The following is a 14145-nucleotide window of genomic DNA, read 5'->3' as shown; positions in this document are numbered from 1 at the left end:
TTAAGCTGACGGTACAAAATGTTTTAATTTTGTGGAAAGTCCCGCAGCAATGACTGTCTGATCATAAATCCGCGCTTCAGCAAGCGAAAAAGGATTAAAAAATTCAGACGTAATAATTTCTTCAATATATGCCACAACATTCATATGACATACAACCACAATATTCTCAAAAGGTAGTTGAGATAACCACTCAACTGCAACTTTAGCATCATCGTCAGGTTTAATTTTATCACATACTAAAACTTCAACATTTGGAAAGAATTGCTGTATATGTTTTAAAGTTTCCTGCGCCCTGAGCAAAGTACTCACTACAAATATATCAGGTGCTACTACGTCTTTTAAAAATTGCGCAGTTTGTTCAGCTTGAATATGACCCCGCTCAGTCAGTGGTCGTTTCGAGTCATTACCATTAATTGGTGAAGCGGCTTCACCATGACGAACTAAAGTGAGTTGCATTTGTTTTCCCTAAACCATGTCTCATCCATCATATCTAAACATTATGACAATGATGATAAACCATTCATTAATCTTAAACTTTATGATGCGGCAATACGAATTCAACATCACTTCGATGACCATTTTTCATCAAAGATAATGCAATATGTAATGGTGGTGCACCTTCATAAATCACTTCATAAAGTGCTGTGGTGATTGGCATATAGACATCAAGCTCTTTGGCTCTTGCATTCACTTGCACTATGGTATTAATCCCTTCAGCTGTTTGACCCAGTTGCGTCGTTGCCTGCTCTAAGGTTTTACCTGAACCTAAAGCAAATCCAACTTGATAATTTCGACTTAAAGGACTATTACACGTTGCGAATAAATCGCCAACACCAGACAAACCTAAGAATGTCAGTGGATTTGCACCTAGCTGTACAGCGAAGCGACTCATTTCCGCCAACGCACGTGTCAAAATCATACTTTTGGTATTTTCGCCAACGTTGTAGGCTGCAGCCATCCCCATTGCGACAGCATAGATATTTTTAAGTGCACCTCCAAGCTCCACGCCATGTACATCATCGCTTCCAAATACACGAAATAGTGCACTGTGTAATGCTTGCTGCACTGCATATCTCACCAATTCAGAATGGCTGGCAATCACTGTTCCAGCAGGCATTCCTGACATAATTTCTTTCGCTAAATTTGGGCCCGAAAGGACGCCATAAGGTACTTCTGGAAGCTCTTCACGAATAATATCACTCATGAAACTAAAGGTTTTAGCTTCGATCCCTTTAGTCAGAGATACAACTGCCTGAGCGGTGATAAAGGGCTTAATCTGTTTGAGTACATCTCGGAATGAATGGCTCGGAATAGCGACCAAAATAATGTCTCGATCTCGAACAGCCTTTTCAAGATTGGATTCTGCTTTTAATGCTGGCTCAAGGTTGTAATCCGGCAAATATCTTGAATTAACATGTGTTCGATTGATTTCATTCGCAATTTCCTCATCACGAATCCAAATCATGGTGTCACAACCATTTCGCACTGCCGTATTCGCCATGGCTGTACCAAAACTACCACCACCAAGAATCGTAACACGCAAGGCTGTTTTATGATCAATTGCAACTGGCTCGACCAAATCTGAAAACTTTAATTCCGACATTCTTTTAAATCCTAAACATTCTTTTTCTAATCGTTAAATTTGCAAAGTTGCAATTACGGCTGCCAAAAACTGACGAATGCATCTGTTTCAATCTCAGTGCGTGGTGCAATCGCCTTAAAAGCAGTCCCTACATAAATGATACCTGAAATTAAATCATGCGTTTGTAGCCCTAACTTTCTTTTAAATAGATCTGACTCCACAACAGCACCACTGCGCCACATGGTATTGAAACCCTGAGCTTGTAAACTGAGCAAAAGATTTTGTATTGCAGCGCCTGAACTTAAAGTTTGCTCAAAATATGGAACTTTCGCATGATCATGAAATCGTGTTACAGCGATAATCAGCATAGGTGCACGCATAGGATGATGACGTACGCGTTCAATTTGAATTGAATCAGTTTCACCAAGGTCTGCTACTGCTTCACTGAGTAAAACACCAAATGCTTCACGTTGATCTCCTTTCACAACAATAAATTGCGTCGGTTTCAGACGATGATGATCGGGTGCGGTTAAAGCGGCTTTAAAAGCTAATTCTAATTGTTCTGCGTTAGGATGAGGTTCTACCAAATGACCAACGGATTGACGCTGATGAATATTGTCATGCACTACTTGAGAAAATTGATCTGACATTTGAAGACTAATCTTTAAACTAACACTATGTACTTAAGCTTAGCATAAACATTGAAAACTACTCTACAGTTATACTTATACACAATGCATCCAGCATGATTACAATCAAACAGAAATCAGGTATTTCACTTCAAAATCGATACAAAACATGCTTAATTCTTTGGAATTTAAGCCCTAGCATACATGACAGAGCTCTAAACTTTATATTGCAAATGCTAAAGGAAAAATAAAATGAAAAAATTAATGACATTGGCTTCATTAGCGACTACGACAATTCTCCTGAGTGCTTGTGCATCAACACCGACTGAAACACTTGCCATTCAAAAACCAAACAATCAATATGAGGTGTCAGGATTAGGCAAAACCCAAGTTCTTGCAAAAAATAATGCAATTTCTGCCGCGAACAAAACTTGCGGTAAGAATTCTGCACCTGTCCTAATTGACGAAAAAACTGAATATAACGGCGCTCTAAAAGGTGTTGTAGATGAACAGACTGGTAAACTCATAACAGCCGCTTCATCAGTACTTGGCTCTGTAATCGGTACTAAAAATACAATCGAAAAAGATACCGACTACCAAACAACAATCACCTTCAGCTGTAATACAGCCCGCTAAATTTTCCTATAAAAAAAGTCCCTTTGAAGGGACTTTTTTATTGAGCAATTAGCAATAACCATCTAAACGTGTTAATGGAATCTTTTGACCAATCGCTTTTTCGATCTCAGGTAAATAAAAAGCATCATCTTCTGACAAGAAACTGATACTCACACCTCTTGTTCCTGCTCGACCTGTACGCCCTATACGGTGTACATAATCATCAGACTGCTCAGGTAGAGTAAAATTAATCACGTGTGACACACCATCCACATGAATACCTCGACCAGCCACATCTGTTGCGATCATAATGTTGTGTTTGCCATTTTTAAATTGATCCAACATCTTTAAACGTTTATCTTGCGCGATTTCACCAGATAACATCACTACCTTGTAACCATCATGCTTAAGATGATCATACAGCTTACGGACCTGATCACGGCGATTTGCAAATATCATGACTTTTTCAATGGGCTCATCACGCAATATTTCTTGCAGCAATTTGTATTTATCTGATTTCCCAACCACATAAACACGTTGCTCTACGTCAGCATTGGTTTTTTTCTCAGGCTCAATTTCGACAGTAACAGGTTCAAATAACCATTGTTGAGCAAGATTGAGTACATCATAACTAAACGTAGCAGAGAACATTAAGGTTTGACGTTGTTCTTTGCGTGGAGAGAATCGCACAATGCGTTTAACAGAAGGAATAAATCCCATATCCAGTAAACGATCTGCCTCATCAATGACTAAAAATTCAATTTGATCCAACCAAATTTCTTTTTGTTCAGTAAAATCAATCAAACGACCTGGTGTCGCGACAAGAATATCTACGAAATTTTCATCCAGTTGTTTTTTTTGCTTATCGAAGTCTACGCCACCCACCAAAGTCACAACATTTAAGTCGGTAAACTTAGTCAGATCACGTGCATCGTTTTCAATTTGAATCGCAAGCTCACGCGTTGGTGCCATAATTAGAGCTCGGGGTTCACCACGATAACGCTGTGTTTGTATCGGATTGTTCAATAAATCATTAATAACACTAATTAAGAATGCTGCAGTTTTTCCTGTGCCTGTTTGTGCACGTCCAATTGCATCATGCCCTGCCAACGTATATTTCAATACTTTCTGTTGAATGGGGGTCATTTCATTAAACCCTAAAGCATCAATCGCTTGCTTAAGTTGCGGATGTAAATTAAGGGTTTCGAAACCTGATGACATATAAAGGGCTCTACAATCAATATTTGATAATGGTCTATAGTATAAACAAAAAACGCCCCAATTTATCAAAATTGGAGCGCAACCTAATTTTCAGTGAAAAGTAGGATTAGTCTAAAGGCTGAACTTCTTCAGCTTGAAAACCTTTTTGACCTTGTACAACGCTGAATTCTACGCGTTGACCGTCACGAAGTGAACGGTGGCCTTCACCTTGAATAGCACGGAAATGAACGAATACGTCATCACCGCCTGCGCGTTGAATAAAGCCAAAACCTTTAGTATCGTTAAACCACTTAACAACGCCTTGTTCGCGAGCTGTCATAAGTTAATCCTCAGTTGGTAAGAAAAGGGACCACCCGGTGTTGCAAACAGCAGAGCAAACAAATTTTAAAACATTTTTTATTTCAAAGCTTGTAATCATTCTGTAAAACTATTAACAAAATCCCGGTTATATCCATTATAAATAAGGCTTAGAGAACAAATTTCTCTACGCAATCCTTAAGTACGCATTGAGCTTAACATGGGTACAACACAATTAATAGAAAAATTTTAGCTAATTATCTAACTGAAACTTGTATATTAATCACACAAATTTAGTGCAAAAATTGCACTTTATTTGAACAGTTCATCTAAATCATTTAATTTTATTCTTAAGTCACACTTTTGCTAGAATAATGACCCACTTTATTATTCAATCTCGTGTTTTACTATGTCTCAAGTGTTAATCGATGCGATGGGGAAACCTTGCCCTTTACCTTTACTGCTACTTAAGAAATCGATGAAACAAAATAGTGCACCTCAGCAATTTTTATTAAAAGCTTCAGATCCGAACAGTCAAATCGATATTCAACGTTATTGTCAGCTACATAAATTGACATGCGCATTTAAACAAGTTTCGGATTCTGAATTTCATTACGTGATTGAATCTTAGGTGTTTTCATCTAAATTAATCATGGATAAATATTGTATTTAAATTTACATTTCACTACCCAAATTCGCTTAATTCTGTATGCTATAAGGATTAAGATGAATGTAATTGGTTTTTTAAACTATTTTCCTATAAGGAGTACTCATGACTGACAGCAGCAATCAATTGATGCCCCTGTCATTGTCTGCGCCCGGGGTCAATTTAGGTGCTTACATTAGTACTGTAAACCAGATCCCTATTTTGACAGCTGAACAAGAAAAAGAGTTAGCTGAACGTTATTTTTATGACCAAGATCTAGACGCAGCTAAAATGCTGGTGATGTCCCACCTTCGTTTTGTTGTGCATATTGCCCGCAGTTACGCAGGTTACGGCTTACCTCAAGGCGATTTAATCCAAGAAGGTAATTTAGGCTTGATGAAAGCTGTAAAACGCTTCGATCCTAATATGGGAGTACGCTTAGTTTCTTTTGCAGTACATTGGATTAAAGCTGAAATCCACGAATATGTGATTCGTAACTGGCGTATTGTTAAAATTGCGACAACTAAAGCTCAACGTAAACTGTTCTTCAACTTAAGAAGCTTAAAAAAATCGAGCAAGAAATTAACGCTCGAGGAAGCGCAATCTATTGCGGCTGATTTAAATGTAACAGCTGAACAAGTTCTTGAAATGGAAGGCCGTTTAACAGCTTATGACGCAGCCTTCGAAGCTCAATCCGATGAAGATGATGAAAGCTCAGTTCATGTCGCTCCTGCGCTTTACTTAGAGGATAATCGTTATGATCCTGCTCGTTTAGCAGAGGAAGAAGATTATGAATCTCAGAGCACCTCTGCTTTACATGAAGCAATGGATCAGCTGGATGATCGTTCACGCAATATTTTACAGCGCCGCTGGTTAGATGATGATAAGTCTACGTTGCATGAACTAGCAGCCGAATATAATGTTTCCGCTGAACGTATTCGCCAGCTTGAAAAAAATGCCATGGACAAGATCAAGATCGCCATGTCATCAAATTAATACGATTACAAAAAAAGAGCTATAAGCTCTTTTTTTGTATTTCACGATATGCAAATTTAAAAAAATCCTACGTCATGTATGCTATCGTATGACGCAATTTTTGATTGGGAATAACCTGATGTGGATCTCAATATCAGCCATTAATTTAGCGCTTGCCGTAATGCTGGGTGCTTTCGGCGCTCATGGCCTTAAAGCTCGTGCAACCGAAGCCCAACTGACATGGTGGCAGACTTCAACTGATTATTTCTTTTATCATGCAATAGGATTATTAATACTCGCACTCATACCGAAAATAATTCCAAACTTTTCAACTCAATTCAGTTTTATCTTCATCCAGTTCGGTATCATTTTATTTTGTGGATCTCTATATCTCATGGCTTTAGGACTCCCACGCGGGTTGGGTGCAATTACACCTCTTGGTGGAGCATTGATGATTATTGGCTGGCTACTTTTAGCATGGCAATCATTCAAAATTCAGCATTAAATTGAAGGTCATCCAATGAATATATTTTTAAATGGCGAGTCGATTCAAACGCAATGCCAAAACTTATTAGAACTGGTTCAAGAATTATCGCTAGAAGGTAAACGATTTGCTGTTGAAAAAAATGAAATGATCATTTCAAAAAGCAAACTGGCAGATACCCCTATTTCAGATGCTGACCGTATAGAAATAATTCATGCTGTTGGCGGTGGTTAACTCGGAGTAAATATGGAAGATAGTCCGTTGATCATAGGATCACGTTCATTTAGTTCACGACTATTAGTGGGCACTGGAAAATATAAGGATATGCAGGAAACTGACTTAGCCATCCAAGCCAGTGGTGCTGAGATCGTTACTGTTGCAATCCGTCGCGTAAACATTGGTCAAAATCCAGATCAACCTAACCTGCTCTCAGTGATTCCACCGGAAAAATACACCATTCTTCCCAATACAGCTGGTTGCTTTGATGCCAATAGTGCCATTCGCACTTGTATGCTCGCACGTGAACTTTTAGATGGTCACAATTTAGTCAAGCTTGAAGTATTAGGTGATGAAAAAACGCTTTATCCTAATATTACTGAAACCTTAAAAGCTGCAAGAACATTGATCGATGATGGTTTTGAAATCATGGTTTATACCTCTGATGATCCTATCGTCGCGCAAGAACTTGAGAGTATGGGCTGTGTCGCTATTATGCCTTTGGGGAGTTTAATTGGTTCTGGTTTAGGTATTCTTAATCCACATACCATTTCTATCATCAAAGAAAATGCCAAAGTCCCTGTCTTGGTGGATGCTGGGGTTGGTACAGCTAGTGATGCTGCTATTGCGATGGAATTAGGTTGTGATGGCGTACTCATGAACACTGCGATTGCTGCTGCACAGAATCCGATTCTAATGGCTTCTGCCATGAAAAAAGCTGTTGAAGCTGGACGCGAGGCTTATCTTGCTGGTCGTATGCCACGCAAACGTATGGCAAATGCAAGCTCTCCAGAAACTGGATACTTTTTTAAATAAAAAAAACCCACTTTTTAAAGTGGGTTTTTTCTTAACTCACTCGACGATACAAAGGATCATCCAATCCGTCAATTTTGATAAAGTTAGGTAAAACTTTTATTCTTTCAATCCAAGCGCGTACATTTGGATAAGGCTCTAGAGAAATATCACCCATCGGTGCTAACGCGACATAGACAAACACTGCGATATCCGCAATAGTTGGTCTATTATTCGCTAACCATTCACGGTCTTTGAGCACACCATCTAAAATAGCCAAAGATTTGTGACCACGTATTTTCGCCTCTTTAAATGTTTGCTCGGTACTTTCTAATCCCAAACCATTGTATGGACCTTTGAAAGACAATATCGCGCGTGCCGTGAAAACCCCTAATTGCACCCAACTGGCAGCAAAGGCAAGCCAATCTACAATTTTAGCTTGTTTACTAAATCTTCAGACCACCATGTGTTTTATCTAAATATTTACCTGCTAAATACACCAAAATTGCGGCAGAATCAGTTAAAACAATATCGCCATCTACTAATGCTGGCACTTCGCCTTTAGGATTAATTTTTAAAAATTTCTCACTATGCTGTTCATCACTGAAATAATCTAGTTCTACAATTTCAAGATCCACTTTCAATAATGCTGCTAACAGACGTACTTTATAACTGTTACCTGATTCGTTGTAAGAATATAATTTCAAACTCATTTTTTAGTCCAACAATTTAAATACAAAATATAAATATCAGATTTAAATCAGCAACTTAAATAATGTTTAGTTCAAAAAATATCATGAATAACGATATCTTATTTTATGAATTACCACTGAATCTGAAACGAATGATGATGAAAAATTTGTCTTTTTAATGCTCTCTATTTCTGAAAAATATTTGTGAAATTTCTTTGAAAATTTTAGAGTAAAAAAGAGCCTTTCGGCTCTTTCTCGAAACAAACGGAACGAAACCTTACCTGTTAAGGAATCAATCCTTCATCTCGCATCGCAATCTGTACAGACTGACGCTCTGCAACTTTATTGCGTATATGAATAATATTTTTATAAGGACTCAAGTCATGTTCAATATGATTAGACCAATTGGTGAGTACAAATAAGTACGCATCTGCAGGTCCAAAATTATCATCTACCAAATAATCATTAGTAGATTCACCAATTGTTTTATCAATGAATGTCAGTAAACGATCAACTTCGGCATACGCTTTTTGTTTAGCATCGTCAGTGAGTGGTGCACCAAAAAACACTGCATAAGCATCGTGTAATTCAGAATTTAGATAACCAAGCCACTCCAGTACTTTTGCTCGACCTAATCCAGAAGGTGGAATTAAATCTTGAGCAGGATCATGCTGTGCCAAAAATGGTAAAATTGCGACATTTTCCGTTAAAATTAAGCCAGGATTAATTTCTAGCGCCGGCACATAGCCTTTAGGATTAATTGCGAAGTAATCTTCGCCTTTTTCAGTGGTATGAGTTTTAAGATCAACACGAACCAAATCAAAATCAACATTAATTTCATTTAAAATAATATGCGCTGCGAGTGAACATGCACCTGGCGAATAATACAACTTCATACTTTTTCCTTGTTATCTAACTACTATCATTTTTAAATTGCTTCACGCTTTTTTTCAATAAGAACTGTTTTTTAAATTGCAAGCAAGCGTAAACATCGATGATCTCCTTATGAATATTGTGCAGATTGAATTAATTTTCAAGCTTTTTTCAGCTTTTATTTGTGTGATGTTTTACCATAGCGCTGCTACATCTTTGTGAAAGGCAAATTGTGATTTATTTAAAGAAAGATCAGTGGTTTTCTAACATTCGAACCGACGTACTTGCAGGCTTGGTCGTAGGTTTAGCTTTGATTCCAGAGTCAATCGCATTTTCGGCAATTGCTGGCGTTGATCCTCAGGTAGGTCTGTATGCCTCATTCTGTATAGCTGTTACGATCGCCTTCTTTGGTGGTAGGACTGCTATGATTTCGGCTGCTACAGGTGCGATGGCGCTGCTGATGATCACTCTTGTTAAAGAACACGGATTACAATATTTATTGGCAGCTACGATTCTGACAGGTGCAATTCAAATTATCGCTGGATATCTCAAAGTCGCAAAACTCATGCGTTTTGTTTCCCAGTCAGTGGTTTATGGTTTCTTAAATGCTTTAGCGATTCTCATTTTTATCGCTCAATTTCCAGAAATTGCTCAAATGAATAGCTTAGGCTATATATTTTTAGCGATTGGTTTATTGGTCATTTACGCATTTCCCTATTTACCCAAAATCGGAAAAATCATACCATCGCCATTAGTGTGTATTATTGTACTCAGTGTATTGGCTCTTCTTCTTGGCGCTGACATGAGAACAGTCAGTGATTTAGGTGCATTTCCAGAAACCTTGCCTGTATTTTTAATTCCTGAAATTCCATTGAATCTCGACACTTTACTTATTATTTTACCGTACTCTCTCACGCTCGCCACAGTTGGTTTGCTTGAGACCATGATGACTACGACTGTGATTGATGAAATGACTGAGTCTGAAGGAGATCGTCATCAAGAATGTCGCGGTCAAGGGATCGCGAACATGGTAAGTGGCTTTATGGGGGGGATGGCTGGATGTGCAATGATCGGTCAATCCATCATCAATGTCAGCTCAGGTGCAAGAACAAGATTATCGACATTAGTGGCTGGTGTTTTTTTGCTATGTCTCGTGGTCTTCTTTAAAGATTGGTTGGCTTATATTCCTATGGCTGCTTTAGTCGCCATTATGATCATGGTCGCGTTCACGACATTTAATTGGGATTCAGTAAAAAATTTCCGCAAACATCCCGTGCAAAGTAATGTTGTCATGCTTACTGTCGTGGTGATTGTTCTTGCAACACATAACCTTGCTCTAGGCGTATTGATTGGTGTAGTTCTGTCAGCCCTATTTCTCATTAATAAACTCGAAAGTGAAGTAAAAGTTCAAACTGAATTAGAAAATCACGTGCGCTACTATACGGTGAAAGGTCAAATATTTTTCAGTAGCGCAGAAATTTTTTATGCATTTTTTGATTTCAAAGAGGATATCAAGCAAGTAGAAATAGATCTCAGCTATGCTCATATTTGGGACATCACTTCTGTCAATATGTTAGCGAATGTCGTGGCTAAATTTGAAGCCCAAGGGACTCAGGTACGTGTGATTGGTCTAAACCAAGCGAGCGTAACATTGATAGAACGTATCTCAAATACTTAAAAAAAAGAGCCAAATGGCTCTTTTTTACTACTAAGTTTTAGGAATGGTTTCTGTGTCTCCAACCAACCAAGGCTAACAGGCTTAATCCTAAAATGGATAGCCAGTTCAACGAACCACCACCTGACGTAGTGTCACGCTGTGGCTGCTCAGCATTTGTTGAGCTGTTAAGTTCTAAGTCGAGAATCACTGGATCATGATCAGAAGATCTAAATGCATGATCAGCATAAAAGAGCGACTTCTGCTCTGTAGTCTTAAATTCTTCGTTATAATCTAGGTTCGTTGGCTCATCAGCGTTAATGTGCCATACAAATGCACGCTTAACCGCAGGAAAGAGCGAAGCATCAGCTAAAGCATGATCCAAATTACCTGCTCCACCAAATCCAGCTTTGTTACTGTCTACACCAAATACATAGGTATACGCCTGTTCGCCGAGCCCTACAACTTTGTCCGCCAGTACATTCGTATAATTAGCACGCTCTAAAGCCAAAATTGGATCTTCTTTTGCATAACTATTTAAATCACCAATCAAGAGCGTATTCGGATGACCTGTAATTTGCGTTGGATTCTTTGCAATCCACTGCATGAGTTGTTGTACCGCTTTAACTCGTGTCGCATTCCAACACCCCTGACCATCACCTTGATCCGCATCAGCAGATTGATCATTTGAAGGACAACTACCTTTAGACTTCAAATGATTCGGAATAACCGTAAAGATTTTACCGCCACTCAATGGTTGAAAACTCTGAGCAAGAGTCACTCGATTTCTTTGTGACTGATCATCAAACACTGCAGCAGCGTTAACAGGTTTTACACGCTTACTGTTGTAAATAATCGCAACAGCAATCGCATCATCACCTAATTGATTTGAATTTGGTGGAGTGATGTATTTCCACTCTGATCCAAGTGCTCGTGTTAAATATGCAATGGCACTATTTTCACCATAACCATTATTCGCAATTTCCATTAAACCAAATACATCAGCATCGATTTCTTTCATTGCACTGACAATTTTGGCATGTTGCTTCTCAAACTCAGCTTTGCTGCTAGCACCTCGCTCAGTTGGAAAACCATTTAAACCATTATCATAGTTCAAAACATTGAAAGCCACGACACGGGTTTGGTTTGAATTTTTCTGAATCATTGGTGGCCGCGGGTTATTCGCTTTAATTTGGATTTGAGTACGACCTTGTACAGGTTGAATACGCCACGAATTAAATCGATATTCTAGAATACCCTCAACAGCATTTAACTGATCACCTGCACGTAGGGTATTTAAAGCACTAAACTGACTTGGCAGTGTAGGCGTTAAATTTTGTGCATTATATCCATCATCAAGTTCAATTTTGGACAAAAGATTTTTTTGCGCCAATGCCGTTGCTTCTGCTGATTTAGCTGGATAAATATTGGTCGGCATAAACAAACGTCCTAGACTTAATGACAGTTGTCCGTAGCGACCATAATTGTAATTTTCACTTACCGTTAATGTTTGAGGTATTTTAACCAACATACCTTGATAACGCTTTGGCGCATGCCCTGAGGCGTTGGTTAAACTCTCAAATGGTAACTCGATTGATAAGGGCGTTATCCAAGCGCTTGCCGCTTGATTACAAGTTAAAATATTTTCGGATAAATTATCAATCTGTAACTGATTTTGATATTCAGTTAATCGACCTTTAAGAACGACTTCTTCTCCGACTTTTCCTCCTTTTATAGAACTTGAAGCAGGAGCATATACAAAAATCGCGTTAGTTAGATCGGGTTTTGCTTTGGCATCAGGGGTTTGGATATAGAAACCTGAGAATCCATTCGCATAACGATAATCCGCAGTAATCACCCCCTTCACAGTATAGTTTTGATTCTTAGCTGCTTGTGAGAGTTCAGCGATAGGTGTATTCGCAGAGTTACAACTTAGAGTCGTCGGAGATGGCTCTATTGGTTCATTTGTACTAATCGCTAAATACTGGTTAAAAGCATTGCGATCCGACCATTTAGCCCACTCTTTTTGAATTTCAAAGGGTGCAGATGGATCTATCGAAACGACATCATGTGTTTTCTTTGTACGTTCAAAGCTTAAACCGGTTGCCCAGTTTTGCTGTGTTCCAATCGCACCAAAACGGTCGACAGCCACATTGTTTTTATAGAGAACAATTGCATCATCGCCATTAAATGAAAGGTTAGCAGTTTGCTGAACAGCTTCACCCAATTCAGTTTTTAAATTTGAATGTCCAATTAAAAAGTGCTGCTGAGCTGTTAAAGTTCCTTGCAGCTTGACCGTCAAATTCGCAGTGGTTTGACCATTCGGAAATATTTTTAATTGATACGCGGATAAATCAACAACACCTCCATCTGGATTGTATAGTTCAATACCTTTCTTGTTGTTATTACCATCCACATACTGGCTGATCATGAGTTCAGCATACGGCGTTGAACTAAATCCGATCATACATAAAGATAATATGAGTTTATTGAACACCCATTTATTTAGCGTTAGTTTATTCATTTTAAGTCTTATTCATTGTTCATATTATTTTCCAAGCCTAGTGTACAGGCATGACAAGTAGATGAACAATTCATGACATTTTGAAAAAGTTCATGAATAGATCGACAAATCATTGATAGCTACGTAGCGCTTTCAGGTAGAAAAAGGTTTGACTTAGGAGTCTCAGGTCTTAAAATACCGCATTCGAATTTTTTCTCATTTGCCAAAGTTATGTCGAACGATCAATTAGACCCGCAAGTTGTAGAATTAGACAACTTGAACGAGCATCGCGAAATTGTCACATTTATGCGCCGTTCATCTCCGTTGAATACTTCTCAACGAACTGCGCTTGAACAATATGGTCACTTAATTTTGGAATATCCTGTCGGTGATTTACGTCAGCAATTTGAGCATCCTGAACGTCCATTGACGGTTGAAATCGGTTTCGGTATGGGGCGCTCTCTTGTACTTATGGCAAAAGCCAATCCTGAACGCAATTATGTCGGCATTGAAGTACATGTTCCTGGCATTGCACAATGTGTATATGAAGCGGGTATGGCTGGTTTGACAAACTTACGTTTACTTGATGCGGATGCAATTCAAGTTTTGCGTGAAATGCCAGATAACAGTATCAATGCAATTCAACTTTATTTCCCCGATCCTTGGCAGAAAAAACGTCACCATAAACGTCGCTTTGTCTCACACGATCGTATGCCTTTAGTTGAAGAAAAACTTGAAATGGGTGGAACATTCCATGCTGCGACCGATTGGGAACCCTATGCAGAATGGATGTTAGATGTATTAGATAACCGCCCTCGTTTAGAAAATATGGCGGGTAAAGGTAACAGCTATCCTCGTCCAGACTGGCGTCCTCAAACTAAGTTTGAACGTCGTGGAATTGAAGAAGGCCATAAAATTAACGACTTCTTATTTAAAAAGATTCAATAATAAAAAACAGGACTTAAG

At 38.6% G+C, this 14145-nt stretch carries 17 protein-coding genes; 8 read left to right on the top strand and 9 right to left on the bottom strand.

Features of this window, described 5'->3' with window-relative positions; translation table 11 throughout:
* The 3 genes from AC1M87_RS03455 to AC1M87_RS03445 all read right to left on the bottom strand — a co-directional run bounded on the left by AC1M87_RS03455 (window position 1) and on the right by AC1M87_RS03445 (window position 2232).
* A complete protein-coding gene (locus AC1M87_RS03455) occupies window positions 1-456 on the bottom strand; it encodes a phosphoglycerate mutase family protein (protein ID WP_481592952.1) in 456 nt (151 codons plus the stop codon).
* Between the two features lie 73 nt (window positions 457-529).
* Window positions 530-1603: an NAD(P)H-dependent glycerol-3-phosphate dehydrogenase gene (locus tag AC1M87_RS03450; protein ID WP_481592951.1), complete on the bottom strand. Its 1074-nt coding sequence runs from the start codon at window positions 1601-1603 to the stop codon at window positions 530-532.
* A gap of 53 nt (window positions 1604-1656) precedes the next feature.
* On the bottom strand, window positions 1657-2232 hold the full coding sequence (locus AC1M87_RS03445; protein ID WP_481592950.1) for a nitroreductase family protein: 576 nt from the start codon (window positions 2230-2232) through the stop codon (window positions 1657-1659).
* A 231-nt stretch (window positions 2233-2463) separates the two neighbouring features.
* Here AC1M87_RS03445 and AC1M87_RS03440 point away from each other — a divergent pair, with 231 nt between their 5' ends.
* Entirely contained in the window at window positions 2464-2847 is a 384-nt protein-coding gene (locus AC1M87_RS03440) for a hypothetical protein (RefSeq protein ID WP_481592949.1), read from the top strand.
* A gap of 48 nt (window positions 2848-2895) precedes the next feature.
* On the opposite strand, the gene rhlB is transcribed toward AC1M87_RS03440, so the two are convergent.
* Together rhlB and AC1M87_RS03430 are read right to left on the bottom strand one after the other, a co-directional pair.
* Window positions 2896-4047, bottom strand: a complete 1152-nt coding sequence (gene rhlB / locus AC1M87_RS03435; RefSeq protein WP_035265921.1) for an ATP-dependent RNA helicase RhlB — start codon at window positions 4045-4047, stop codon at window positions 2896-2898.
* 106 nt (window positions 4048-4153) lie between these two features.
* Window positions 4154-4366, bottom strand: coding sequence for a cold-shock protein (locus AC1M87_RS03430; RefSeq protein WP_004824348.1), 213 nt, complete (start codon window positions 4364-4366; stop codon window positions 4154-4156).
* A 387-nt stretch (window positions 4367-4753) separates the two neighbouring features.
* Here AC1M87_RS03430 and AC1M87_RS03425 point away from each other — a divergent pair, with 387 nt between their 5' ends.
* The 5 genes from AC1M87_RS03425 (at window position 4754) to AC1M87_RS03405 (ending at window position 7481) form a co-directional block, all read left to right on the top strand.
* Entirely contained in the window at window positions 4754-4975 is a 222-nt protein-coding gene (locus AC1M87_RS03425) for a sulfurtransferase TusA family protein (protein WP_035265917.1), read from the top strand.
* 141 nt (window positions 4976-5116) lie between these two features.
* Window positions 5117-5986, top strand: coding sequence for an RNA polymerase sigma factor RpoH (gene rpoH / locus AC1M87_RS03420; RefSeq protein WP_035265916.1), 870 nt, complete (start codon window positions 5117-5119; stop codon window positions 5984-5986).
* Between the two features lie 118 nt (window positions 5987-6104).
* Window positions 6105-6470, top strand: a complete 366-nt coding sequence (locus tag AC1M87_RS03415; RefSeq protein WP_481593018.1) for a DUF423 domain-containing protein — start codon at window positions 6105-6107, stop codon at window positions 6468-6470.
* A gap of 15 nt (window positions 6471-6485) precedes the next feature.
* Window positions 6486-6683, top strand: a complete 198-nt coding sequence (thiS, locus tag AC1M87_RS03410; protein ID WP_035265912.1) for a sulfur carrier protein ThiS — start codon at window positions 6486-6488, stop codon at window positions 6681-6683.
* Between the two features lie 12 nt (window positions 6684-6695).
* Window positions 6696-7481, top strand: a complete 786-nt coding sequence (locus tag AC1M87_RS03405) for a thiazole synthase (protein ID WP_092766137.1) — start codon at window positions 6696-6698, stop codon at window positions 7479-7481.
* A gap of 31 nt (window positions 7482-7512) precedes the next feature.
* Here AC1M87_RS03405 and AC1M87_RS03400 read toward each other — a convergent pair whose 3' ends face one another.
* The 3 genes from AC1M87_RS03400 to AC1M87_RS03390 form a co-directional block, all read right to left on the bottom strand.
* Window positions 7513-7857: a glutathione binding-like protein gene (locus AC1M87_RS03400; protein WP_481592948.1), complete on the bottom strand. Its 345-nt coding sequence runs from the start codon at window positions 7855-7857 to the stop codon at window positions 7513-7515.
* Window positions 7858-7903: 46 nt separating this feature from the next.
* The gene (locus AC1M87_RS03395) at window positions 7904-8170 is read right to left on the bottom strand and encodes a glutathione S-transferase family protein (protein ID WP_481592947.1); all 267 of its coding nucleotides are present in this window, start codon (window positions 8168-8170) and stop codon (window positions 7904-7906) included.
* A 263-nt stretch (window positions 8171-8433) separates the two neighbouring features.
* Entirely contained in the window at window positions 8434-9045 is a 612-nt protein-coding gene (locus AC1M87_RS03390; protein ID WP_481592946.1) for a glutathione binding-like protein, read from the bottom strand.
* 209 nt (window positions 9046-9254) lie between these two features.
* Between AC1M87_RS03390 and AC1M87_RS03385 the strand changes: the two genes are divergently transcribed.
* Window positions 9255-10700, top strand: a complete 1446-nt coding sequence (locus tag AC1M87_RS03385) for a SulP family inorganic anion transporter (protein WP_481592945.1) — start codon at window positions 9255-9257, stop codon at window positions 10698-10700.
* A 37-nt stretch (window positions 10701-10737) separates the two neighbouring features.
* On the opposite strand, the gene AC1M87_RS03380 is transcribed toward AC1M87_RS03385, so the two are convergent.
* Window positions 10738-13200 (bottom strand): ExeM/NucH family extracellular endonuclease, encoded by a 2463-nt coding sequence (locus AC1M87_RS03380; protein ID WP_481592944.1) that lies wholly within the window; start codon window positions 13198-13200, stop codon window positions 10738-10740.
* A gap of 210 nt (window positions 13201-13410) precedes the next feature.
* On the opposite strand from AC1M87_RS03380, the gene trmB reads away from it, so the two are divergent.
* Window positions 13411-14127, top strand: a complete 717-nt coding sequence (gene trmB, locus AC1M87_RS03375; RefSeq protein WP_035265903.1) for a tRNA (guanosine(46)-N7)-methyltransferase TrmB — start codon at window positions 13411-13413, stop codon at window positions 14125-14127.
* The last annotated feature ends 18 nt before the right edge of the window (window positions 14128-14145 follow it).

The sequence above is a fragment of the Acinetobacter sp. 24-47-62 genome, assembly GCF_056779765.1.
Note: the sequence above shows the minus strand (reverse complement) of the source record. Positions and strands in the feature narration are given on the sequence as shown.